The 24,453-nt window shown below is 70.0% G+C and carries 18 protein-coding genes and 3 pseudogenes; 12 read left to right on the forward strand and 9 right to left on the reverse strand.

Going from position 1 to position 24,453, the window contains the following annotated elements:
• Positions 1-19 precede the first annotated feature (19 nt).
• From ACHMXE_RS03200 to ACHMXE_RS03210, 3 genes and pseudogenes are all read left to right on the forward strand, one after another.
• A pseudogene (locus ACHMXE_RS03200) lies at positions 20-241 on the forward strand (FAD-dependent oxidoreductase); the annotation flags it as partial.
• Positions 242-383: 142 nt separating this feature from the next.
• Positions 384-1,514, forward strand: a complete 1,131-nt coding sequence (locus ACHMXE_RS03205; protein ID WP_395346795.1) for an IS481 family transposase — start codon at positions 384-386, stop codon at positions 1,512-1,514.
• Between the two features lie 73 nt (positions 1,515-1,587).
• Positions 1,588-3,009, forward strand: coding sequence for an FAD-binding protein (locus ACHMXE_RS03210; RefSeq protein ID WP_395346797.1), 1,422 nt, complete (start codon positions 1,588-1,590; stop codon positions 3,007-3,009).
• Here the strand turns inward: ACHMXE_RS03210 and ACHMXE_RS03215 are convergent.
• The gene (locus ACHMXE_RS03215; RefSeq protein WP_395346799.1) at positions 2,991-4,883 is read right to left on the reverse strand and encodes a histidine kinase; all 1,893 of its coding nucleotides are present in this window, start codon (positions 4,881-4,883) and stop codon (positions 2,991-2,993) included. The genes ACHMXE_RS03210 and ACHMXE_RS03215 overlap by 19 nt on opposite strands.
• 220 nt (positions 4,884-5,103) lie before the next feature.
• Here ACHMXE_RS03215 and oxlT point away from each other — a divergent pair, with 220 nt between their 5' ends.
• Positions 5,104-6,435: an oxalate/formate MFS antiporter gene (gene oxlT / locus ACHMXE_RS03220; protein WP_203206803.1), complete on the forward strand. Its 1,332-nt coding sequence runs from the start codon at positions 5,104-5,106 to the stop codon at positions 6,433-6,435.
• Between the two features lie 75 nt (positions 6,436-6,510).
• Here oxlT and ACHMXE_RS03225 read toward each other — a convergent pair whose 3' ends face one another.
• A complete protein-coding gene (locus ACHMXE_RS03225) occupies positions 6,511-7,269 on the reverse strand; it encodes a response regulator (protein WP_395346801.1) in 759 nt (252 codons plus the stop codon).
• 235 nt (positions 7,270-7,504) lie between these two features.
• On the opposite strand from ACHMXE_RS03225, the gene ACHMXE_RS03230 reads away from it, so the two are divergent.
• Complete coding sequence (locus ACHMXE_RS03230) at positions 7,505-9,742, forward strand: NADP-dependent isocitrate dehydrogenase (protein WP_203206801.1); 2,238 nt, start codon at positions 7,505-7,507, stop codon at positions 9,740-9,742.
• A gap of 26 nt (positions 9,743-9,768) precedes the next feature.
• The gene (locus tag ACHMXE_RS03235) at positions 9,769-10,122 is read left to right on the forward strand and encodes a DUF1161 domain-containing protein (protein ID WP_395346803.1); all 354 of its coding nucleotides are present in this window, start codon (positions 9,769-9,771) and stop codon (positions 10,120-10,122) included.
• A 12-nt stretch (positions 10,123-10,134) separates the two neighbouring features.
• On the opposite strand, the gene ACHMXE_RS03240 is transcribed toward ACHMXE_RS03235, so the two are convergent.
• From ACHMXE_RS03240 to ACHMXE_RS03250, 3 genes and pseudogenes are all read right to left on the reverse strand, one after another.
• Complete coding sequence (locus tag ACHMXE_RS03240; RefSeq protein WP_395346805.1) at positions 10,135-11,148, reverse strand: FAD-dependent monooxygenase; 1,014 nt, start codon at positions 11,146-11,148, stop codon at positions 10,135-10,137.
• Positions 11,149-11,158: 10 nt separating this feature from the next.
• Positions 11,159-11,641: pseudogene (locus ACHMXE_RS03245) on the reverse strand (FAD-dependent monooxygenase); the annotation flags it as partial.
• Positions 11,638-12,654 (reverse strand): GlxA family transcriptional regulator, encoded by a 1,017-nt coding sequence (locus ACHMXE_RS03250; protein ID WP_395346807.1) that lies wholly within the window; start codon positions 12,652-12,654, stop codon positions 11,638-11,640. The gene ACHMXE_RS03250 and the pseudogene ACHMXE_RS03245, both read right to left, overlap by 4 nt.
• A 40-nt stretch (positions 12,655-12,694) precedes the next feature.
• Here ACHMXE_RS03250 and ACHMXE_RS03255 point away from each other — a divergent pair, with 40 nt between their 5' ends.
• Positions 12,695-13,840, forward strand: a complete 1,146-nt coding sequence (locus ACHMXE_RS03255) for a DJ-1/PfpI family protein (protein WP_395346809.1) — start codon at positions 12,695-12,697, stop codon at positions 13,838-13,840.
• Here the strand turns inward: ACHMXE_RS03255 and psrA are convergent, their stop codons facing one another.
• The 4 genes and pseudogenes from psrA to phnD form a co-directional block, all read right to left on the reverse strand.
• Positions 13,841-14,938 carry an iron-containing alcohol dehydrogenase PsrA gene (psrA, locus tag ACHMXE_RS03260; protein ID WP_395346811.1) on the reverse strand — a complete coding sequence of 366 codons (1,098 nt, stop codon included), beginning with the start codon at positions 14,936-14,938 and terminating at the stop codon, positions 13,841-13,843.
• 74 nt (positions 14,939-15,012) lie between these two features.
• On the reverse strand, positions 15,013-15,837 hold the full coding sequence (gene phnE, locus ACHMXE_RS03265; protein WP_395346813.1) for a phosphonate ABC transporter, permease protein PhnE: 825 nt from the start codon (positions 15,835-15,837) through the stop codon (positions 15,013-15,015).
• A pseudogene (gene phnC / locus ACHMXE_RS03270) lies at positions 15,834-16,641 on the reverse strand (phosphonate ABC transporter ATP-binding protein). The gene phnE and the pseudogene phnC overlap by 4 nt, the downstream one beginning before the upstream one ends.
• Positions 16,638-17,516, reverse strand: a complete 879-nt coding sequence (gene phnD, locus ACHMXE_RS03275; protein WP_395346815.1) for a phosphonate ABC transporter substrate-binding protein — start codon at positions 17,514-17,516, stop codon at positions 16,638-16,640. Before phnD ends, phnC begins: the two are co-directional and overlap by 4 nt.
• A gap of 147 nt (positions 17,517-17,663) precedes the next feature.
• On the opposite strand from phnD, the gene ACHMXE_RS03280 reads away from it, so the two are divergent.
• The 5 genes from ACHMXE_RS03280 (at position 17,664) to ACHMXE_RS03300 (ending at position 24,353) form a co-directional block, all read left to right on the forward strand.
• On the forward strand, positions 17,664-18,551 hold the full coding sequence (locus tag ACHMXE_RS03280) for a LysR substrate-binding domain-containing protein (protein WP_395346817.1): 888 nt from the start codon (positions 17,664-17,666) through the stop codon (positions 18,549-18,551).
• Positions 18,552-18,680: 129 nt separating this feature from the next.
• Positions 18,681-20,909, forward strand: coding sequence for a hypothetical protein (locus ACHMXE_RS03285; protein ID WP_395346820.1), 2,229 nt, complete (start codon positions 18,681-18,683; stop codon positions 20,907-20,909).
• 11 nt (positions 20,910-20,920) lie between these two features.
• A complete protein-coding gene (locus tag ACHMXE_RS03290; RefSeq protein ID WP_395346822.1) occupies positions 20,921-21,175 on the forward strand; it encodes a hypothetical protein in 255 nt (84 codons plus the stop codon).
• Between the two features lie 36 nt (positions 21,176-21,211).
• Positions 21,212-23,362: a phosphocholine-specific phospholipase C gene (locus tag ACHMXE_RS03295; RefSeq protein WP_395346825.1), complete on the forward strand. Its 2,151-nt coding sequence runs from the start codon at positions 21,212-21,214 to the stop codon at positions 23,360-23,362.
• A gap of 106 nt (positions 23,363-23,468) precedes the next feature.
• Entirely contained in the window at positions 23,469-24,353 is an 885-nt protein-coding gene (locus ACHMXE_RS03300) for a LysR substrate-binding domain-containing protein (protein ID WP_395346827.1), read from the forward strand.
• Positions 24,354-24,453 lie beyond the last annotated feature (100 nt).

Below are 24,453 nucleotides of genomic sequence, written 5' to 3' on the forward strand. Positions count from 1 at the left end.
CATTTCCCAGAGGTTCCCCATGATCGAAACCGACGTGGTCATCATCGGCAGCGGCGCGGCCGGACTCACCGCCGCCATCACGGCGCGCCAGTCGGGCCTGGAGGTGCTGGTGGTCGAGAAGACCGCGCTGTTCGGCGGCACCACTGCCTACTCGGGCGGCGCGCCGTGGATTCCGTGCAACCACGTGATGAAGCAGATCGGCCTCGACGATTCGCGCGCGGCCGCCGAGACCTACCTGCGCGCCGTGCTCGGCGAGGCCTACCGCGACGACCTCGTCGCCAGCTACCTCGACCATGCGCCCTGTATGGACCGGGCACATGGTGGACAGGTGTGCGAGGACATGGTGGACACCATTGGGTATATCGCCCGATCGGAAGACGACCATGCCCTGGAGCACCCGAGACACCATGAGCCTGAGAGAAGAGTTCGTTGCCCTGGCACGCCAGGAAGGTGCCAACCGGCGCGAGCTGTGTCGGCGCTTCGGCATCAGCCCGCAGACCGGCTACAAATGGCTCGCACGCAGCGCCACGTTGGGTGCCGCCGGCCTGGGCGATGCCAGTCGACGCCCGCACCACAGTCCTGGCGAGACCTCGCCCGAGCTTCAACAATCCATCGTCTCGCTGCGCCAGCAGCACCCCGCCTGGGGCGCACGCAAGCTCGCACGGCGACTGAGTGACCTCGGACAGGGTTGCGTGGCTCCGAGCACCGTCAACTCCATCCTCAAGCGCCACGGCCTCATCAGCGCCCAGGCCAGCAGTGCGGCCACCGCTTGGCAGCGCTTCGAGCACGAGGCGCCCAACAGCCTTTGGCAGATCGACTTCAAGGGCTACGTGTCCACCGCAGCAGGGCGCTGCCACCCGCTGACGCTGCTGGACGACCATTCCCGCTACAACCTGGCCCTGCGCGCCTGTGCCCGTCAGCAAACGGCCAGCGTGAAGGAGCAACTGCAGGATGTCTTCTCCCGCTACGGCTTGCCGGTGCGAATCAATGCGGACAACGGCGCGCCCTGGGGCAGTCCGCGCGAGCCGGGCCAACTCAGCGAACTCGCGCTGTGGCTGATCCGCCTGGGCGTGCGGGTGAGCTTCAGCAGCCCCTATCACCCGCAGACCAATGGCAAGGACGAGCGCTTCCATCGCAGCCTGAAGGCGGAGTTGCTGGCCGGGCGCAGCTTCCAGGATCTGGCGCAGGCGCAGCAGCAGTTCGATCGCTGGAGGCATGTCTACAACCATGAGCGCCCGCACCAGGCGCTGGGCATGAACACCCCGGCGAGCCGGTATCGCGCTAGCGAGAGGGCCTATCCGAGAACGCTGCCGCCGCTCGAGTACGGCCCGAACGACACGGTGGTGAAGGTCGGCTGGCTGGGGGAGGTGCGCTTCAAGAGCAAGCGCTTCAAGGTGTCTGCAGCACTCAAGGACCACGAGATCGCGCTGCGCGAGCAGCCCGGCAGACAGGGCTGCTATGACGTCTACTTCGTGCACCACAAGCTGCGCGAGATCGACCTGCGCGAGGCCTGAACCACCATGCAGAATGTGTCCACCATGTCCTCGCACATGTGTCACCCATGTCTCCGGTCCATACACGCCCGAAATGCTGGCCTTCATGGAGCGGCACTCCGAGGTGCGCTTCAAGCCCTTTCCGCTGCCCGATTACGAATCGGACCTGCCGGGCGCGGCACGCAGCCGCTCGCTGTTGACGCAGGCCTTCGACGGCCGGCTGCTCGGCCACCGCCTGGCCGACCTGCGCATGCCGTTGCCGCAACTGATGCTGTTCGGCAGCATGCAGATCGAGGGTGCCGACATCCATCCGATGCGCCATGCGCTCAAGACCTGGGCCGGGTTTCGCCACACCGCGCGCGTGATGCGGCGCTTCGTCGCCGACCGGCTGCGCTACGGGCGCGGCACGCGCATCGTCAACGGCAACGCGCTGGCGGCGCGGCTGTTCCATTCGGCGATCCAGGCCGGCGTGACCCTGTGGAAGAACACGCCCGCGCTCGAGCTCACGATGCACGACGGCCGCGTGACCGGCGTGGAGATCGAGCGCGAGGGCCGCCGCCTGCAGGTGGTCGCGCGGCGCGGCGTGCTGCTGGCCACCGGCGGCTATGGCGCGAGCGAGGCGATGCGCCGCAAGCACATTCCGTTTGCCGAGCATCACCATTCGCTGCAGCCCGAGGGCAACGTCGGCGACGGCGTGCGCCTCGGCGTGGCGGTCGGCGGCCTGCACGATCCGGCCCATGCGGGCGACTGCATCTGGACGCCGGTGTCGGTGCTGCGCAAGCCCGACGGCGGCATCGTCAAGTACCCGCACATCTTCATCGACCGTGCCATGCCCGGCTGCATCGCGGTCGGGCCCGACGGGCGGCGCTTCGTCAACGAAGGCGGCTCGTACCAGACCTTCGTGGGCACGATGCACCGGCGGGGCATCACCACCGCGCACCTGATCGCGAACCGCGACTTCCTGCGCCGCTACGGCCTCGGCCTCGCGCGGCCCGCGCCCTTCAGCGCGCGCTCGCTGATCGAGGCGGGCTATCTGATCGAGGCGCCGACCCTGGCGCAGCTGGCCGGGCGCCTCCACATCGATCCGCACGAACTCGAGGCCACGGTGCGGCGCTTCAACGAAGGCGCGGCGCGCGGCGAGGACCCCGAGTTCGGCAAGGGCGCCGATGCGCACTCGCGCTTTCGCGGCGACCCGACGCATGCGCCCAATCCGGGCGTGGCGCCGATCGGCGACGGGCCCTACTACGCGCTCGCGCTGCATCCGGGCGATCTCAGCACGGTGGGCGGCCTCGAGACCGATGCCGAGGCACGGGTGCTGACGCCCCAGGGCACGCCGATCGAGGGGCTCTACGCGGCCGGGCTCGACATGAACTCGATCATGCGCGGGCGCTATCCGGGCGGCGGCAGCAGCATCGGGCCGGCGATGACCTTCGGCTACATCGCGGCGCGGCAGATGGCGCAGGCGCGCCCGGCGACGCGGCCGGCCGAGGCCCGCGCTCAGACGATCGGCGCGTAGCCGGGCGCGGCCCAGCGCAGGGTCACGCGCGTGCCCTGGCCGGGCCGGCTGTCGATGGCCAGACGCACGCCCATGGCCTCGGCCTGCTCGCGCAACCCCACCAGCCCGTAGTGCCCGGGCGCGATGGCACGGCTGTCGAAGCCCACGCCATCGTCGACGATCTCGAGCTGCAGCACGCCCGGGTCGGCAGGCTGCAGGCGCAGGCCCAGGTGCCGCGCGCCCGCATGGCGCTCGACGTTGCGCAGCAGTTCCTCGCACATGCGGTACACGGTCTCCGCGGGCTCGGCAGCCAGCGCCGGCAGGTCGGGCGCGAACTCGCAGTCGAGCACGATGCCCGTGCGCTCGTTCATGCCGCGGGCCAGTTCGACCAGCGCCGCGCCCAGCCCGATGTCGCGCACCGGGTTGCTGCGCAGCTGGTCGATGGCGCGGCGCGCCTCGTCCAGGCCCTCGCGCGCGGCCTGCTCGGCGCGCATCAGCTCGTCGGGCAGTTCCTGCGGCTGCGTGGTCGCGATGTGCTTGAGCACGCGGATCTCGGTGAGCATGGCCATCATCGAATGCGCCAGCGTGTCGTGCAGGTCGCGCGCCATGCGCAGACGCTCGCGCATCACGGCGGACTCGCGCGACTCCTGCGCCAGCCGGCTGATCTCGGCGGTGCGCTGGCGCACGCGCTCGTCGAGTTCGGCGTTGAGCAGACGCAGCTCGTCGCGCTCGCGCTGCAGCGTGTCGAGCAGCCGATCGAGCGCCGTGCCCAGGCGCGCGGCCTCGTCGGCGCCCTCGGGCACCTCGATGCGCGAGGCGCTGCCGGCGAGCACCGCGTCGGCCGATCTCGCGATCACGCTCACGCGGTGGGTCAGGCGGTGCGTCATGGCCACGCCGACCACCGCGGCGCACAGGCCCAGCATGCTGAGCACCAGCGTGATGCGCCATTCGATGGCGGTCGCGAACGAGGCCAGCGAGGCCACCGGCTCGACCACCACCACGCGCCAGCCGAGGCGCCGCAGGGTGCCGTCGCGCTCGGTGCGCGGCGCCGCCACCAGGAAGGGCTTGTTGTCGACCAGCCGCCGCACCCGGATGCGCGCCGGCAGGTCGGCGCCATCGGTGCCCAGCCCGGCGACCGTCGGGTCGAAGGGCGCGGCCAGGTCGCCCATCTCGCGCCAGCGCTTGCCGAGCAGCGCCGCCGGGCCGTGGCGCACCATGCCGTCGCGGTCGATCAGCAGCCACTCGCCCGGCGAGGCCTTGATGCCGGACACCGTGTGGTCCACCCATTGCCAGCTGAGCTGCGCCGCCACCACGCCGACGATGGCGCCGTCGGCATTGCTCACCGGCGCGCTGAGCTTGAGGAAATGCTCGCCCGGCGAGCGGCCCTCCTCGATCCACGCATCGGCCAGGCCCTGCGAGATCCACGCATGCTGGTTGACGTTCTCGCCCACCACCTTCGGATCGGTGGCGGCGACGATGAAGCCGTCCGCGTCGGTCAGCGCCAGCCAGATCAGGTCCGGCACGCCGCGGTGCACCGCCTCGAGCGAACGCTGCCGCCACGCGGCGTCGTCGCCCTGCACATCCTGCGACAGGATCGAGGCCACCACGCTCACCGACTGCAGGCGCAGCAGCATCGCTGTGTCGAGCTCGGCGCTGACGTGCTCGCCGGCCGTCTCCAGCCGCTGCGAGTGCACCTCGAGCAGGGTCGAGCGCACGAAGCTGCGCAGCCAGAGATTGGCCGCCAGCGCCAGGCAGATGGCCAGCGCGATCATCAGCCAGCCGATCGCGGCGGCGAGGCTGCGTCGGGGGTCGATGCGCTGCAGCAGGCTGATCGAGAGGTCGAAGCCGGCGGGGCGGGAGGGGGGCGCGCGGTCATGGGCGGCGCATTGTCGCAAAGGACCCTGCCCGCGTCAGCCCATGACTTTCGGTATGGGCACTTACCCTGATATCTCGGGGTTTTCCTCGAGTCGCGGCGTGACTTCCGGCAGGCGCGAGCAGTTATTTTCGAGACGACAGTTGCGTCCATCGCGCAGCGTGTCGAGAGATGCGCCACATCCACCCAGTTCGACAGCGCCGCGACGCGATCGGCGTGACCTGCCAAGGAGACATTCGACAATGAGCACCCCCACATCCCTCTCGCCGGCCGTCGGCGCCTCCGCCGGCGTCCCGGTACGCTGGTACGCCAGCCGCTGGACGCAGCTGGTCGTCGGCATCGTCTGCATGATCGCGACCGCGAACATCCAGTACGCGTGGACGCTGTTCGTGCCCGAGATCCAGAAGTCCTTCGGCTGGGAGCGCGCCTCGATCCAGATCGCCTTCACCATCTTCGTGCTGGTCCAGACCTGGCTCGCGCCGATCGAGGGCTACTTCATCGACAAGTTCGGGCCACGGCTGATCGTGGCCTTCGGCGCGCTGTTCATCGGCGCGGCCTGGGTCATCAACTCGCAGGCGACCACGCTGCTGGGCTTCTACATCGGCGCGGCCGTCGGCGGCATCGGCGTGGGATCGATCTACGCCACCTGCATCAACAACGCGCTCAAGTGGTTCCCCGACCGCCGCGGCCTGGCCGTGGGCCTGACGGCCGGCGGCTACGGCGCCGGCTCGGCCGCGACCATCCTGCCGATCGCCGCGATGATCGAATCGTCCGGGTTCCAGGAGGCCTTCTTCTTCTTCGGCGTGATGCAGGGTTCGCTGGCCTTCCTGGCCGCGTGGTTCCTGCGCGCCCCCAAGGCGCACGAGATCCGCGCCTCGGCCAAGCTCACGCAGAGCCGCCGCGACTACACGCTGAAGGAAGCGCTGAACACCCGCCTGTTCTGGCTGATGCTGCTGATGTTCTCGTGCGTGGTCACCGGCGGCATGATGGCCGTGGCGCAACTGGGCGTGATCGCGCAGGACCTGGGCGTGAAGGAGTTCAAGGTCGACCTGCACTTCTTCGTCATGGCCGCGCTGCCGCTGGCGCTGATGCTCGACCGCGTGATGAACGGCATCTCGCGCCCCCTGTTCGGCTGGATCTCCGACCACATCGGCCGCGAGAAGACCATGGTGATCGCCTTCACGCTCGAGGGCATCGGCATCATCGCGCTGGGCTACTTCGGCCACAACCCGTGGGCCTTCCTGATCCTGTCGGGCGTGGTGTTCCTGGCCTGGGGCGAGGTGTATTCGCTGTTCTCCGCGCTGGCCGGCGACGCCTTCGGCACCAAGCACATCGGCAAGATCTATGGCGTGCTGTACTGCGCCAAGGGAATCGGCGCGCTGTTCGTGCCCATCGGCAACCTGATGATGGAAGCCACCGGCACCTGGTCGACCGTGCTCTACACCGTGGCGGGACTGGACCTGTTCGCCGCCTTCCTGGCCATCGTGGCGCTGCGGCCGATGCTAAAGGCGCACGTCGAGGCCTCGTCCGCCAATCCCGCGGGCAAGCATGGACGCTTCGGATTGAGCGAATGACCTGCTTCAGCGAGTGAGCGACTGAGCGACTGAGCGAATGAACGACGCCGGGCACGACCCGGCGTCTTTTTTTCTTCAGGGCTGTTTTCTTCGCGCGAGCACGAGCACCGCCAGTTCGGTGCGCGTGTTCGCGTGAAGCTTTTGCATGATGCGGCTCGCGTGGTTCTTCACCGTGCCCTCGGCCAGGTTCAGCGCCGCCGCGATCTGGCGGTTGCTCTGGCCCTTGGCGATCAGGTCGAGCACCACGGTCTCGCGCTCGGTCAGAGGGTCGGGCATCTCCTGCGCCTCCTGCGCCTCGGCCGACTCGGGCTCGGCACAGGCCGGCGGGTCTTCCGCCGTCACGTCCTGCGCCACGTGGTTGGCCAGCAGCCGGAACTGGTCCATCACCTTGCGCGCGATCTGCGGCGTCATGCGCGACTCGCCGCGGTGCACCGCGCGCACCGTGTCCAGCACCTCGTCCTCCGACGCGTCCTTGAGCAGGTAGGCCTGCGCGCCGGCGCGCACCGCGTCGAACACCAGGTCGTCGCGGTCGAAGGTGGTCAGCACCATCACGCGGGTGCGCGGCAGCGCGGCCGTGATCTCGCGCGTGGCCAGCACCCCGCTCTGGCGCGGCATGCGCAGGTCCATCAGCACCACGTCGGGCTGCAGGCGCCGGGCGAGCTCCACCACCTCCATGCCGTCGGCGGCCTGGCCGACGACCTGGATGTCGGATGCGGCATCGAGCAGCATCGCCATGCCGCGGCGGATCAGGGGCTGATCGTCGGCGACGAGGACGCGGATCCGCGGGTCGGTGGGCGCGAGGGGTGGAACAGCCGAAACGGTGGTGGCGCTCATGGGGGCATCATTTTGCGATGCAAGGTGGCTCGCCGCGGGCAGGGATGGCCCTGACGCGCGGGGATATTTTTGGGTGCCGGGGGCCTGAGACACACCCCCGTACCAGGGTTTCGGGGGCCCATCGGCCGGCCCCGGCCCCGGTCGCGCGACAATCCGGGGTTACGGCCAAAAAAGGGCGACCCCCTGACGGCCGGAAATTCCAGCACTTGACAACCTGCATCTACGGAAGAAGCGCATGAGCACGAAGCAACCCACCATCGTCTACACCCTGACCGACGAGGCGCCCCTGCTGGCGACCTACGCATTCCTGCCCATCATCCGCACCTTCGCGAATCCGGCCGGGATCAACGTCGAAACCAGCGACATCTCCGTGGCTGCCCGCATCCTGGGCGAATTCCCCGAGCTGCTGGCCGACGACCAGAAAGTGCCGGACAACCTCGCCGAACTGGGCAAGCTGACCCTCAAGCCCGAAGCCAACATCATCAAGCTGCCCAACATCAGCGCCTCGGTGGCCCAGCTCAAGTCGGCCATCAAGGAACTGCAGGGCAAGGGCTACAAGATCCCCGACTACCCCGAAAACCCGACCACGGACGAGGACAAGGACATCCGCGCGCGCTACAACAAGTGCACCGGCAGCGCCGTGAACCCCGTGCTGCGCGAAGGCAACTCCGACCGCCGCGCGCCCAAGGCGGTCAAGGAATACGCCCGCAAGAACCCGCACAGCATGGCCGAATGGAGCCAGGCCTCGCGCTCGCACGTCTCGCACATGCACGGCGGCGACTTCTACCACGGCGAGAAGTCCATGACCCTGGACCGCGCGCGCAACGTCAAGATGGAGCTCATCACCAAGAGCGGCAAGACCATCGTGCTCAAGCCCAAGGTCGCGCTGCTGGACCGCGAGGTCATCGACTCCATGTTCATGAGCAAGAAGGCCCTGCTCGAGTTCTACGAGAAGGAGATCGAGGACGCGCACAAGACCGGCGTGATGTTCTCGCTGCACGTCAAGGCCACCATGATGAAGGTCTCGCACCCCATCGTGTTCGGCCACTGCGTGAAGATCTTCTACAAGGAAGCCTTCGAGAAGCACGGCAAGCTGTTCGACGAGCTGGGCATCAACGTCAACAACGGCATGGTCGACCTCTACAACAAGATCGCCACCCTGCCCCAGAGCACCCAGGACGAGATCAAGCGCGACCTGCACGCCTGTCACGAGCACCGCCCCGAGCTGGCCATGGTCGACTCGGCCAAGGGCATCACCAACTTCCACTCGCCCAACGACGTGATCGTGGACGCTTCCATGCCCGCGATGATCCGCAACGGCGGCAAGATGTGGGGCGCCGACGGCCGCCTGAAGGACGTCAAGGCCGTGATGCCCGAATCGACCTTCGCCCGCATCTACCAGGAGATCATCAACTTCTGCAAGTGGCACGGCGCCTTCGACCCCAAGACCATGGGCACCGTGCCCAACGTCGGCCTGATGGCGCAGAAGGCCGAGGAATACGGCTCGCACGACAAGACCTTCGAGATCCCCGAAGACGGCGTCGCCAACATCACCGACCTGGACACCGGCGAAGTGCTGATGAGCGAGGACGTCGAGCAGGGCGACATCTGGCGCATGTGCCAGGTCAAGGACGCCGCGATCCGCGACTGGGTCAAGCTGGCCGTCACCCGCGCGCGCAACTCCGGCATGCCGGTCGTGTTCTGGCTCGACGCCTACCGCCCGCACGAGGCCCAGCTGATCACCAAGGTCAAGATGTACCTGCACGAGCACAACACCTCGGGCCTGGACATCCAGATCATGAGCCAGGTGCGCGCCATGCGCTACACGCTGGAGCGCGTGGTCCGCGGCCTCGACACCATCAGCGCCACCGGCAACATCCTGCGCGACTACCTGACCGACCTGTTCCCGATCATGGAACTGGGCACCTCGGCCAAGATGCTGTCGATCGTGCCGCTGATGGCCGGCGGCGGCCTGTACGAGACCGGCGCGGGCGGCTCGGCTCCCAAGCACGTGCAGCAACTGGTGGAAGAGAACCACCTGCGCTGGGATTCGCTGGGCGAATTCCTCGCGCTGGCCGTGAGCCTGGAAGACCTGGGGATCAAGACCGGCAACCAGAAGGCCAAGATCCTCGCCAAGACCCTGGACACCGCCACCGGCAAGCTGCTCGACAACAACAAGAACCCCTCGCCCAAGACCGGTCAGCTCGACAACCGCGGCAGCCAGTTCTACCTGGCGATGTACTGGGCACAGGAACTGGCCGCGCAGACCGACGACAAGGACCTGCAGGCCGCCTTCGTGAAGCTGGCCGGCACCCTCGCCGCCAACGAGCAGAAGATCGTCGACGAACTCGCCGCCGTGCAGGGCAAGGCCGTGGACATCGGCGGCTACTACCTGGCCGACAAGGCCAAGTTCGAGGCCGTGATGCGCCCGAGCGCCACGCTCAACGCGGCGCTGGCCTCGGCCCAGGGCTGATCGGCATCGCGCGGGTGGCGGCAGCCATGAAGCCCTCCTGGCGCGCGATGCTCCCCGCCGTGCTGGCCCTGGCCGGCGCGGCGTGCGGCGCGCACGCGGCCGAGGACTGCGAGGCCCTGCGCACCCGCATCGAGTCGAAGATCGCCGCCGCCGGCGTGGCGCGCTTCACCGTGGCCGTCGTCGATGCCAACGCGTCGACGAACGGGCAGGTGGTGGGGAGTTGCGAGCTTGGCAGCAGGAAGATCGTCTATGAAAGGGACGTCGGCACAGGCGCGGGTTCGGCGCCGGTGGCGGCGGGGCCGGGCTCGGCTTCGGTGGGGGAGCCGATGCTGACCGAGTGCAGGGATGGGACCGTTTCGATGGGTGGGGATTGCAGGTAGCGTCCTGAGGCATCACGTCCTGCGTGGCGCTGCAACCCAGGTGGCCAGGGCTTCTTCAAGCCCCTCCCACGATGACTCCCCGACCCACGCCACGTAGCCGTCGGGCCTGACCCACACGGCCGTCGGCGCACCGACCTCGCCGATCACCGGAAGCTCCCAGGTGCCATCGAAGCTGGCATCGATCACCTGGACCTTGTCGGCCAGGCGTTCCGCATCGGAACCACCCGGCATCCCGAAATTGAGCAGCAGCGGCCGCCCCGAGTGCATCAGCGTGAAAACGCGCTTCGTACCTTCCGCAGTCACGACATCGAGATCCGGCATCCTCCTGCCCACCAAAGGATGCCCCTCCCCCAGGTCGTACCGGATATCCAACCCAGACATCATCCCCGCGAAGCGCTTGCGCGGTGCTTCCATCCGAAGCAGCTCCGACGCGCTCTCCGCCAGCGCCTTGCTGCGATCGTCCTGCCGCCGCAGCGCGACCTGCGCCAGCGAATTGCGCAGCACCAGCGCCCCCACCGGATGCCGCTCCGCCTGATAGCTATCGAGCAGGCTGTCCGGCGAGATCCCCTTGACCACTTGCGCCAGCTTCCACCCGAGGTTGAAGGCATCCTGCACGCCGAGATTGAGCCCCTGCCCGCCCGCCGGATAGTGCACATGCGCTGCATCTCCGGCCAACAGCACGCGCCCCTTGCGATAGCTCGCTGCCTGCCGGGCCATGTCCGTGAAGCGCGAGATATGAAGCGGGCTGTGTACGCCGAAGTCGGTGCCGTAGTGCGCCATCAAGCACTCGCTCAGATCGCGCAGCGTGGGGTGGTCCGCGCGCCCGACTTCGCGCTCGGTCACCATGATCCGCACGGTCTTCCCGTCGTCCATACGGCTCAGGCCGTGGGTCCCGATCGCGTCGTGCCGCATGCCCCACACGGGCTCTTCTGCGACCTCCGCTTCGGCAAGGATGTGGCTGATCGTGGCATCCCACCCCGGAAACTCGATCCCCCGCCGCCTTCCGGATCGCGCTGCGCCCGCCATCGCAGCCGACCAGGTATTGCGCGCGCAGCGTCCGGCCTTCGCGCAGATGGACGTCGACACCGGCCTCGTCCTGATCGAATCCGACCACCTCGCGCTCCCGATACGTGGTCACGCCCAGTTCGGCGATCCAGCCCGCAAGAATGCGCTCGATGTGCTTCTGCCACAGCGCCAGTCCGTAGTTGTGCCGCGTCGGAAAGTCGCCGATGTCGAGCCGGTTGAGGCCGAACGCGGCCACCTGCGCCGTCTGCCCTTCGGCCAGGAACCGGTCGACGATGCCGCGCTGGTCGAAGATCTCGAGGGTGCGTGCATGCAGGCCGCCGGCGCGCGATCCTTCGATGTCCTGGTTCGAGCGCCGCTCGAGGATCGCGACATCGACGCCGGCCAGCGCCAGTTCGCCCGCGAGCATCATGCCGGTGGGGCCGGCGCCCGCGATCAGCACTGCATGCCCGGAGAGGCCCGCATTTCCAGCTGCCTTCGCTTCGCTCATGTTCATGTCTCTCTTCGTGCTTCGGTCGGCCCGGTATCGCGCCACTCGCCCGGCGTCACCCCATGCAAGCGCACGAACGCGCGCTGCAACGCATCCACCGACCCGAACCCGCTGCGGCTCGCGATCCTTTCCTGCGTCCACCCGGTCTGCCGCAGCAACTGCGCCGCCGCCGCCACGCGCGTGCGCTCGACGAAGCGCGCGGGCGTGCACCCGGTCTCGGCCGCGAAGGCGCGCGCGAAGTTGCGCGGGCTCATGCCGGCGCGCTCGGCCAGCGCCTCGACCGCGAGCTCTTCCCGCGGATGGGTGCCGATCCACGCGACCAGTTCGCGCAGCCGATGGCTCGCGCTGGCCTGCGCCTGCAGGGCGGGGGTGAGCTGCGGCTGCTCGCCGCCGCGCAGCATCGGCAGCGCCAGGGTGCGCGCGATGTCCATCGAGACCTCATGGCCCAGGTCGTCCTCGACCAGCGCGAGCGCGAGTTCGATGCCGGTGACCACGCCCGCTGAAGTCCAGACCTTGCCGTCGCGCACGTAGATGCGCTGCTGCCGCACGCGCACCTGCGGCCGCAGTGCCTGCAGCATCTCGCACACGCGCCAATGGGTGGTGGCCTCGCGCCCGTCGAGCAGGCCGGCCGCGGCGAGCGCGAAGGCGCCGCTGCACACGCTCGCGACGCGGCGCACGCGCGGCGCAGCCTGGGCGATCCAGTCGCCGATGCGCTGCTCGAGGATGGCGTGGCGCACGGCAGGTTCGTCGCCGCCAGCCACGATCAGGGTGTCGATGGCGGCGGGCAGCGCGTCGAGGCCGCGGGTGTCGCCCAGCTGCAGGCCGCTGTTGGTCGACACGGCGCCGCCGTCCGGCGAGGCGATCAGCACCTCATAGCTGCCGGGGCGCAATTGCTCGGCCTTGCTGAACACGCTGGCGGGGCCCGCGACGTCGATGGCCTCGACGCCATCGAACGCGATCAGCACGACGGTGCTGGCAGGAACCGCGGCTTCTTCGTCCTTGTGGGTGGGGGTCGGCATTCCTAAGCTCGGTGCATCGAGGTCATGAAGGGGATTCTCCATGTGGAACGGGCTGCGTGCGCTGCTGTGCGCGAGTATGGCGGCGATCGGGTTGGCGGGATGCGGCACGGGCACGCGCGATGCGGCGGTGCCGCCCGCGGCGCACGACGAGGCGGCGCTCGCGCGCGACCGGCAGGCCTTCGTCGAGGCCATGAAGCCGCGCCGGCCCGGCCGGCCGGTGGTCGCGATGCTGGCGCTCAACGAAGGCACCGAGCTCACCGACCTGCTGCTGCCGCACGCGGTGCTGCAGCGCGCCGACGTGGCCGATGTGCGTGTGGTGGCACCGCGGGCGGGCCGGGTCACGCTGTTCCCGGCGCTGCAGGTCGAGGGCGCGCAGGACTTCGCCAGCTTCGACCGCGCCCATCCCGCGGGCGCCGACTACGTGATCGTGCCCGCGATGGAGCCGGCCGACGCACCCGCGGTGAAGGCCTGGCTGCAACAACAGGCCAGCCGGGGAGCGCGCGTGATCGGCGTGTGCTCGGGCGCGCTCGTGCTCGCGCACGCCGGCCTGCTCGACGGCCGGCGCTTCGCGGGCCACTGGTACGACCGCGGCACGCTGCGCAAGCAACCCGGCGCCACGCATGTGCCCGACAGGCGCTACCTGGTCGACCGCGACGTGGCGACGACCACCGGCATCACGGCCTCGGTGCCCGCGACGCTCGCGCTGGTCGAAGCGATCGGCGGGCCCGCGAAGGCGACGGCGATGGCGTCCGAACTCGGCGTGGACGGCTGGGGCCCGGCGCATGCGAGCGCGCCCTTCGGCCTCACGACCGGCCGCGGCGCCGAGTACCTGTTCAACAAGGCCGCGTTCTGGCGCGGCGAGCGTCGCCGGCTCGAGGTGCGCGACGGTGCCGACGACATCGCGCTCGCGCTGGCCACCGATGCGTGGACGCGCACGGGGCATGTCGATGTCGACGCGGTCTCGGCCTCGGGCCCGGTGAAGCTGCGCAGCGGACTCGTGCTGGTGGCCGGCCCCGCCACGCACGAGGCAAAGCCCCTGCCGCTGGTGGCCGCGCTCAAGCCGGTGCAGCAGCTCGACCGCACGCTGTGCGAGATCGCGGGCCGCTACGGCAACGCGCGGCGCGACTGGGTGATGCAGGAGATGGAGTACCCGCGCACGGCGGCAAACACCGCCTGCGCATCCTGATCAGCCGGCGTCGGCGGCGATGAAGTTGCGCCCGCGCGCACCGGCCAGCGCCTGCGCGATGCGCTCGCTCCACTCCGCCTCGGGAATGCCATAGCTCAGCGGATCGACGCTCACGCCCAGCCCCTCGAGAAAGGCGCTCAGCGACGCGACGGCCTGGCCCATGTCGTGCGCATCGAACACCGACAGCAGCAGCGCGTCGAGCGCCGGATCGCGCCCGGCCGCGAGCTGCATGATGCGCGGCAGGCTGAACGAACACGCGATGCCGTGCGGCACGCCGTGCCGCAGCGTGATGTCGTAGGACAGCGAGTGCGCGAGCGCGGTACGCGTGTTGGAGAACGCCAGGCCGGCCTGCAGCGCCGCGGTGGCCAGGCGCTCGCGCAGCTCGGGTCGGTCGGGCCGCGCCAGCAGCTCGGGCAGCGTGGCGACGATGCTGCGCGCCGCGCTCACGGCCAGGCTCGCCGACACCGGGTTGCGGTGCACGTTCCACAGCGACTCGAGCGCATGCGACAGCGCGTCGAGGCCGCTGGCCAGGGTGGCCGCATGCGGCAGGCTCAGCATCAGGTCGGCATCGACGATGGCGGCCTCGGGCCAGGTCCACGGCAGTTGCAGCGACAGCTTGCGCGCGCGCGCCTGATCCCACACGGTGGCCCAGGGCGTGACTTCGCTGCCGGTGCCCGCGGTCGTGGGAATGGCCAGCAGCCGCCGGTGTCGCCGGGTCGCGGCCGGCGCGCTGTCCGCGCCTTCGAGCAGCGCGAGCAGCTCATCGAAGCGGCCGACCGCGGGGCGCGTGAGCATCACCTTCGCGCAGTCGATCACGCTGCCGCCGCCGAGCGCGATGACGCAGTCGACCTCGGCATGCTCGCGCCACAGCCGTTCGTACATCGGCGCCAGCCAGGCCACGTCGGGGTTCGGCAGCACCTCGGTCTCGACGGCCACCAGGCGCTCACCCAGCAGGCCGCGGATGCGATCGACGAGGCCGAGGCCGACCGCCTCGGGGAAGGCGATCAGGATCGCGCGGCGTGCGCCGAGCAGCCCGGGCAGCGCATCGAGCGAGCCGCGGCCGGCGTGCACGTCGACGGGGTTGTAGTAGGTCCACATGATGGGTTCGGGAAAGCTCGCGCCACGGCCGCGTCATGCGGCCGGTCGCCTAAGAGAAAAGATCCGCGCGGCCTTCAGTGCCGGCCGCTGTGCTGGATGCGGTGGCGCAGCTGGCTCGAGAGCAGGTCGGCCACGATCACCATCACGGTGATCACGATGATGCAGGTGGCGGTCTCCTGGTAGCGAAACAGCTTGAGGCTGCTCACCAGCTCGAAGCCCAGCCCGCCCGCGCCCACCATGCCCAGCACGGTGGCCGAGCGCAGGTTCACCTCGAAGCGGTACAGCACCACGGCGATCCAGGCCGTGACCACCTGCGGCAGCACGCCGAACACGATGACCTGCAGCGGCCGCGCACCCGTGGCGCGCAGGGCCTCGAGCGGGCCCTGGTCGATCTCCTCGATGGCATCGGCGAAGAACTTGCCGAGCATGCCCGCGCCATGCAGCGCGAGCGCCAGCACGCCCGGGAACGGACCGAGCCCCACGGCCGACACGAAGACCAGCGCGAGGATCAGCTCGTTGATGCTGCGCACCACGTTGAGGGCCTGGCGCGTGCACTGGTAGACCCAGCGCCGGCTCTGCAGGTTGCGCGCCGCCAGGAAGGACAGCGGAATGGCCGGCAGCACCGCGAGCAGCGTGCCCCAGACGGCGATCTGGATGGTCTCGAGCGCGGGCGCGACCAGGCGGCTCAGGATGTTGGTGTCGGGCGGCATGGTGCGGCCCAGGAAATCGAGGATCTGCGGCAGGCCCGCCGCCAGTTCGGACCAGCTCAGTTGCGCGCCGCCGGCGCTCCATTGCAGCGCCCAGCCGACCACGCACAGGCCGATCAGCAGGTTGAACCAGCCGCGGCGGCTCTCGGGCAGCGGGCCGGTCCAGGCGTAGGAAGAAGAAGGGGTGTTCATGCGTGTCCTTCGCTGCGCGCCAGCAGCGGCATCGATGGCGCCGCCGGGGCGGCGGGCTCCTTGCGGTCGGCCGCGGGCTGCGGCACGTAGATGCGGTCGATGTCGTCGGGGCCCATGGCCTGGGGCGCGCCGTCGAACACGACGCGGCCCTGCGAGAGGCCGACGATGCGGTCGGCGAACTCGCGCGCGTAGTCGACCTGGTGCAGGTTGCACAGCACGGTGATGCCGAGGTCGCGCGAGGCATCGCGCAGGTACTGCAGCACCTTGCGCGAGGTCTGCGGATCGAGGCTCGCGACCGGCTCGTCGGCCAGGATCAGCCGCGGCTGCTGCGCGACGCGCGCGCGCGATGCCCACGCGCTGCATCTGGCCGCCCGAGAGCGAATCGGTGCGCGCATGGGCCTTGTGCGCCAGCCCCACGCGGCCCAGGCATTCGTGCGCCAGCGCGATGTCGGCGCGGCTGAAGAAGTGCAGCACCGAGGCCAGGGTCGACACCGCGCCGAGCCGCCCCGTGAGCACGTTCTTCAGCGCGCTGAGCCGCGGCACCACGTTGTGGTGCTGGAAGATCATCGCCACGCGCTGGCGCAGCGCGCGCGTGTCGGCGCAGTTCACGGCGTCCATGCCGTCGACCCTGAGCTCGCCGCCGTCGGCCAGCGCCAGCCGGTTCACGCAGCGCAGCAGGGTCGACTTGCCGGCGCCCGATTCGCCGAGCACCACCACGAACTCGCCCGCCGCGGCGTCGAGGTCCACACCGCGCAGCACGGCGTTGTCGCCGTAGCGCTTGGTGAGCTGCCGGATGCGGATCACTTCATGCTCCGCAGGTCGAGCTTGAGCACCTTGGCGGTGTCGCGCACCACGTTGTAGGCCGCGTCGGTGGTGGGCTGGAAGCCGTTGAGCACGCCCTGGTCGCCCCAGGGCAGGTCCTTCACGTTGGCCAGCGCCTTCGCGATCTTCGCCTTCAGCGCCGGATCGAGGTCCTTGCGCCAGACCATCGGCGACTCGGGGATCGGGTTCGACGACCAGACGATCTCGAGCTCGTCCTGCTTGACCTGGCCCTTGGCGATGGCGCTCGCGAGGATGCGGTCAGCCACGGCGGCGGCATCGACCTTCTTGTTGGCCACGGCCAGGATGCTGGCGTCGTGCGAGCCCGAGAAGATCACGCGGCCGAAGAAGGTCTCGGGGTCGTGGCCGGCCTGCAGCAGGCCCGACTTGGGGAACAGGTGGCCCGAGGCCGAGGTCGGGTCGACGAAGGCGAAGCTGCGGCCCTTGAGGTCGGCGGTCCTGGCGATGCCGCTTTCCTTGCGCGCGATGATCACGCTCTTGTAGGCGCTCTGGCCGGTCTTCTTCGTCACGGCCACCGCGAAGGCTTCCACGTCCGCGACCTGGTTCGCGAGCACGTACGAGAACGGGCCGAGGTAGGCCACGTCGAGCTTCTTGGAGCGCAGCGCCTCGATCACGCCGTTGTAGTCGGTCGCCACGAAGGGCTTGACCGGCATGCCGAGCTGCTGCTGCAGGCTGTCGAGCACCTGGCGGCTGCTCTCGATCATGGCCTGCGAGTCCTCGGCCGGGATCAGCCCGATGGTGAGGGGCTGCGCGGCCAGGGCCGGCAGGGCGGCGACCGCGGAAACCGCCGAAAGGGCCAGGGCGATCAGGCTGCGACGCAGGCGAAGAAGGGTATTCATGGTGGTGTTGGGGATGGGAAAAGGTACTGGAAGGGACCGGAACGGCAGGCATCGGCCTGCGACTACCCCAAGGCTAAGAACGCCATGTGACAGGCGCATATCAGATCGATCACGGATTTGTCACGATTCCATTCAAACAATCTATGGATGTCCGCTGCCAAACTCCGCGCCTTCCTCGCCGTCGCCCAGCACGGCAGCTTCAGCGCCGCCGCGCGCGCCGTGGGCCTGAGCCAGCCCACGCTGACCACCCAGGTCCAGGCGCTGGAGCGCCAGCACAAGGTGATGCTGTTCCACCGCCAGGGCCACCGCATCGAGCTCACCAGCGTCGGCGAGCGCCTGCTGCCCATCGCGCGCCAGATCGCCGCGCTCGAACTCGATTCGTACAACCTGCTGCACGACAGCGGCGACCTGCAGTCGGGCGAGCTCAAGCTCGGCGCGGTCGGCCCTTTCCACGTGATCGAGATGGTCGACGCCTACCGCCGGCGCTATCCGCGGCTCGACGTCTCGATCCGCATGGGCAATTCGTCGTCGGTGTTCAAGGACCTCGAGGAGTACGCGGTCGACATCGGCGTGCTCGCGCGCTTCCACGAGGCGCCGGGCTTCAGCGCGACGCCGTATGCGCGCCATGCGCTGATCCTGTTCGTGCACCGCGACCATCCGTTCGCCAGGCGCGGCGAGATCCGGCTCGAGGAACTGCACGGCCAGCCCATGCTGCAGCGCGAGAGCGGCTCCAGCACGCGGCGCGCGCTCGACGAGGCCTTCGCGCGCGCGGGCGTCCGGCCCAGGCTCGCGATGGAGATCGGCAGCCGCGAGGCGATCCGCGAAGCGGCCGCGCGCGGCATCGGCATCGGCGCCGTCTCCGAGGCCGAGTTCATTCCCGACGCGCGCCTGCGCACCGTGCGCATCGAGGGCGATCCCGCGGTGACGCAGACCTACCTCTACTGCCTGCAGGTGCGGCGCGAAAGCCGCGTGCTCGCCTCCTTCTTCGACGTGGCGCTGAAGCTGCGCAAGGGGGAGTTCGAAGACGCCTCATGAGCCGCGCCGCGGCCCATCGATCTGACGAAAAAGCCGACAGGACGAACGAAATACTCATGGGCTTTCGTCTCTGGCACGTCACCCCGCTCTTCTGTAATTCGGCCACTCCATCACCAGAGGCCGATAGACATGCCAGTCGAGCAACTACCCCACGCCCCCGCGGACCGCGCCACGCCGGCGCGCCGCTTCCCTGAATCCACGCGCCCCCGCGGGGCCGCAGCGACGCGCGCCTTCGCGCTCGCCGCCACGCTCGTTGCCGCGCTCGCGGGCTGCGGCGGCGGCAGCGGCGGCGGCGCCTCGCAGCCCTTCCTGCCGCCCACGCAAGGCGGCGGCAACACGCCCGAGGGCCCCTCGACGCCGGCCGTGAGCCGCGCGCTGGTCATCGACCTCGACGGCGCCACCTACGGCGCGGTGCGCAGCGGCATCGCCGCCGGCACGCTGCCCAACCTCGCGAAGCTCGAGCCGCGGCTCGCCTACAGCGGCGGCATGGCCGGCACGCCGAGCCAGCAGCCCACGCTCGACACGCCCGGCTGGGCCACGCTGCTGACCGGCACCTGGGCCGCGCGCCACCAGGTGATGTCGGAAGCGCCGAAGCAGGCGATCCGCGGCGCCACCGTGTTCCAGCTGGCCAAGGCGAAGAACGGCACGAGCAATGGCGCCGCCGTGGCCTCGGCCGGGCTGGCCCAGTTGCTGGCCTCCGACCACGACAGCGGCACGCTCGATGCGCTCGCCGACTGCTCGCGGGACGCGACCGCCACCGACTGCGTGACCACGCAGGCCACGCAACTCATCGGCGGCAACTACGCCACCGTGCTCGCGCAATACCGCGCGAGCAAGGACGCGGCGCTGGACTTCGGTCTCGCCTCGCCCCAGTACGCGGGCACGCTGGCCACGCTCGACAAGGCGGTCGGCACGCTGCTCGCAGCCACCGCGAAGCGCGCCAACGAACGCTGGCTGGTCGTGATCACCGGCAACCACGGCCTCAGCGCCAACAGCCAGGACGACGGCCTGCCGCTGGTGCCCGAATCGAGCACCTTCATCGGCCTGAACCAGCCCGCCAACATCGCGGCACAGGGCATCGGCGCGGCGCTGCCGCAGACGCTGGCCGAGCTCTACGGCTACGCCAGCATCGCCGACGTGGCGCCGACCGTGCTCGGCCACCTGAAGGCGCTGCCCGATGCGAAGGCGTCCCCGATGGACGGCGGCCGGCTCACCGGTGCGCAGCCCGTGTCGCGGCTCACGGCTTCTGTGCTCGACAACAACTCCGCCACCGTGAGCGTGAAGCTCGACTGGGTGGCGCCCTCGGCCGGCGCGATCACGGTGCTGCGCGACGGCCAGCCCATCGCCTCGAAGCTGCCGGCCGGCACCGCCACGTTCACCGACAGCCAGCTCGCGCAGGTGCTGACGGCCAAGGGCAGCTACCAGTTCGACTACACGGTGCAGGCCGGCGACGGCGACGACGCGGCCGCGCGGGCCGTGCTCTCGCCGCGCGTGTCGTACGTGCCGCCGGTGCCTCTCGCGCCGACGCTGAAGAACGGGCTGGTCTCCTACTACCCGTTCAGCGCCACGCTGCCGCCGGTCGATGCCATGGGCCACAGCGCGATGGGCCCGGCCGCGAGCGACCTGCCCGCGGCCGCCGGCCTGGTCGTTCCGGGTCCGTTCCCGGGCACGCACGGCCTGCTGATCGACACCAACTACGTCACCACCGCCGGCATCGAGGGCTACCGGCTCACGCCGGCCGAGGGCTTCGACATCGCCAAGGGCACGGCACCGCAGTTCACCATCGGCCTGTGGTTCAAGACGCCCGCCTGCGTCTCGAAGAACAACGTGACCATCCTCTCCAACAAGAGCTATGTCAGCGGCGGCAACGCGGGCGTCGCGCTCGGCCTGTTCGCGAGTTCGGGCGACCAGTGCGGCGTGGCCTTCAACATCGGCTCGGGCGGCGGCGTGCGCGCAGACGGGCCGACCAGCCCCTACACGCAGATCGCCATCGACCGCTGGGTCTACATCGCCTTCTCGGTCGACGGCGTGGCCAAGACCATGAACATGACGGTGTTCGATCCCGTGACCAGCACCACCAACCGCGTGGCGGTGGGCAAGTCGACCGGCGCGGTCGATCTCTCGAAGCTCTCGCCGTACCCGCACTGGGGCATCGGCGACGACGGCACCGGCACCTTCCTGATGAACAAGTGCAATGGCTCCGTCACGCCGCCGTACGTCGCGGGCAAGTGCGCGACCGCACCCACCTACCAGGAGCACTTCGGCGACCTCGCGATGTGGAACCGCGTGCTGACCGATGCGGAGCTGCAGTCGATCTTCCTGTCGAACAAGCCGCTGTCGACGCTGCCGGCCAACTGAAGGGAAGCGCGATGACATCCATGTTCGTCCCCGGATGGCGCGCCGCCGCGAAGGCGCTCGCACTGGCCTGCGCCGCTGGCACGCTGCTCGCCGCCTGCGGCGGTGGCGGCGGATCGGGCGCCCCGTTCGCCGCGCTGCCCGCGGTCAATGCGGGCGGCGATGGCGCCGCCGCGCCCCAGGTGCCGATCGTCTCGGCGCCCGGCAACGGCGCCGAGTCCGGCGCCGACGTCCCCGTCCGGAATTCCAGGCTCGACTGCGCGCCCTGAGCGCGCGTCCGGCCACCACCTTCACCGCCGATCACCATGACCACCTTGAACCGCCGCGCCCTGCTGCGCGCCGCCGCGGCCAGCGCCGCCCTCGGGCCCTTCCCGCCCGCCATCCAGCGCGCGCTGGCCATTCCCGCCAACAACGCGACAGGCACCCTCAACGACGTCGAGCACGTCATCATCCTGATGCAGGAGAACCGCTCCTTCGACCACTACTTCGGCACCATGCCCGGCGTGCGCGGCTTCAGCGACCGCTTCACGATCCCGATGGCCTCGGGCCAGCCGGTGTGGCTGCAGCAGGGCGCATCCGACACGGTGCAGCCCTTCTACCTCGACGCCACCAAGGGCAACGCGCTGCGCGTGGGCGGCGCGCACGACTGGGGCGACCAGCAGGCGGCCTGGGACGGCGGGCGCATGGCGGCCTGGCCGAAGGCCAAGAACACCAAGATCTCGATGGGCCACCTGCGCCAGTCCGACCTGCCGTTCCACTGGGCGCTGGCCGATGCCTTCACGGTCTGCGACGCGTACCACACGTCGATCCACACCGGCACCTTCACCAACCGCATGTTCCTGTGGAGCGGCACCAACGGCGCCAACGTCGTCGGCCGCGCCTGCGTCACCAACGCCAACTGGGGCGGCCTCGGCCCCTCGGGCGACGGCCTGAACTGGACCACCTACCCCGAGCGCCTGCAGGCGGCCGGCGTCAACTGGAAGGTCTACACGCGCCCCGGCAACAACAGCAACAACAACCAGCTGGTCGCCTTCGCGTCCTACCGCGCGGTCGACGAGCAGCTGCGCGCGCAGGGCTCGCCCAATGCGGCCTACGGCCCGGCGATGGAAACGCTGTCGCCGCTCTACAAGGGCTTCGGCAACACCATGCCCGACGGCGGCTTCCTGCAGGCCGTGGCCGACGACATCGCCGCGGGCACGCTGCCGCAGGTGAGCTGGATCGTCGCGCCCGGCGCCTACAGCGAGCATCCGAGCATGTCGGTGCCGCAGCAGGGCGCCTGGTACATCCAGACGCTGCTCGACATGCTGACGGCCAACCCGGAGGTCTGGAGCAAGACGGTGCTGATCATCAACTTCGACGAGAACGACTGCTTCTTCGACCACGTGCCGCCGCCGGCGCCGCCGTGGCGCAACGCCGACGGCAGCCACGAAGGCAAGTCGACGGTGGACATCGCGAACGAGTACTACACGATGCCGGCGCCGGCCGGCGACTCGAGCCAGCGCACGCCCGACGGCCGCCCCTTCGGCGCCAGCTCGCGGCTGCCGATGCTCGTGATCTCGCCGTGGAGCGTGGGCGGCTGGGTCAACTCGCAGGCCTTCGACCACACCTCGACCCTGCGCTTCCTCGAGCAGCGCTTCGGCGTGCGCGAGACCAACATCAGCCCGTGGCGGCGCGCGGTGTTCGGCGACCTGATGTCCTGCTTCGACTTCCGCAACCCGAACGGCGCCCGGCCCGCGCTGGTGCCCGCGCCCACGCGCGCGCAGGCCGATGCCACCTACTCGCAGCAGGTGGCGTCGCCGGGCGTGCCGGTGCCCGCCGCGGGCTCGGTGCCGCTGCCCTCGCAGGCGCTGGCGCTGCGCCCCTCGCGCGCGCTGCCCTACCGCCTGCACACCAGCGCCAACGTCGACCTCGCGGGCCGCCGCGTGTGGCTCAGCTTCAGCAACACGGGCACGCAGGGCGCGGTGTTCCACGTCTACGACGAACTGAACCTCACGCGCTATCCGCGGCGCTACACCGTCGAGGCCGGCAAGATGATCTCCGACGCCTGGCAGGCCAGCACCGACGACGCGGGCCGCTACAGCCTCTGGGTGCTGGGGCCGAACGGCTATCACCGGCGCTTCAAGGGCCAGCTCGGCGTGCTGGCCGGCGCGGCCAACCCCGAGGTGCGCGTGTGCTACGACCCCGAGCGCAACGCGGTCCGCCTCACCATCATGAACATGGGCGAGGCCCCGGCCGCGGTGACGGTGCGCGCCAACGCCTACCGCGGCGACGGCCCGTGGACCTACACCGTGTCGCCGGGCATGCAGCTCGAGCCCTCGTGGAGCCTTGCCGACACCCACAGCTGGTACGACTTCACGCTGACCATGGGCGATGGCTTCGAGCGGCGCTTCGCCGGCCGGCTCGAGACCGGCCAGGACGGCACCAGCGATCCCGCGATGGGCGTCGCCGCCTCGTAGTGCGGCGTGCCGCCGCCCCGCGCGGCGGCACGCTTACACGAGGCCATCACGATCGGCCGGCATCATGGTGCGTTTCGCAACGACCTACAGATCCCGGAGACCCGCAGTGACGCTCAACCAGATCCGCGCCTTCGTCGCGGTCGCCCACGACGGCGGATTCACGGCCGCGGCGCGCACGCTGGGCATGAGCCACAGCACGCTCAACTCGCAGATCCAGATGATGGAGCGCGAGTACGGCGCCGAGCTGTTCCACCGGCGCGGGCGCCGCGTCGAGCTGTCCGCGCTCGGCCTCGAGATGCTGCCACTGGCGCGGCGCATGATCGCGCTCGAGGGCGACATGAGCTCGCTGCTCGACGACAGCGGCAAGCTGCGCCACGGCTCGCTGAAGGTCGGCGCGGTCGGCCCGTACCACGTCACCGAGATGATCGAGGCCTACCACGCGGTGCATCCGCGCATCAAGATCTCGGTCACGCTGGGCAACTCCGAGGTGGTGCTCGACGCACTCGACCGCTACGTGAGCGACGTGGGCGTGGTCGCGAGCCGCTTTCCCGACGAGCGCTATCACATGCAGCTCTATGCGCGCTACCCGGTGATCGCCTTCGTCCATGTCGGCCATCCGTTCGCCAAGCGCGAGGCGATCGCGCTGCGCGAACTCTCGGGCCAGCCGCTGCTGATGCGCGAGCCGGGCTCGACCACGCGCAAGGCGCTCGAGGACGCGCTCGCCAGGCAGGGCGTCACGGTGCAGGTCGCGATGGAGATCGGCAGCCGCGAGGCGCTGCGCGAGGCCGTCGCGCGCGGACTGGGCATCGGCACGGTCTCCGAATCCGAGTACGTGCCCGACCCGCGCCTGCGGCCGGTGCGCATCGAGGGCGACGTGATCTCGACCCACATCCACGTGTGCTGCCTGCGCGAGCGGCGCGACAGCCGGCTCATCGCCTCCTTCTTCGAGGCCATCGCCGATCGCACGGCGCCCGCGCTCGCCGCGGCCTGATCCGCGCTTATGCGAACGACGGCTAAGCATCCCTGAAAGCCTTCGTTGGCCCGCCACCGGCGGCCACCTTAGTCTGCGTCGATCCTCTTTCAGCAAGGAC

This window comes from Variovorax sp. UC122_21 (genome assembly GCF_044056785.1).
Taxonomy (GTDB): Bacteria; Pseudomonadota; Gammaproteobacteria; order Burkholderiales; family Burkholderiaceae_C; genus Variovorax.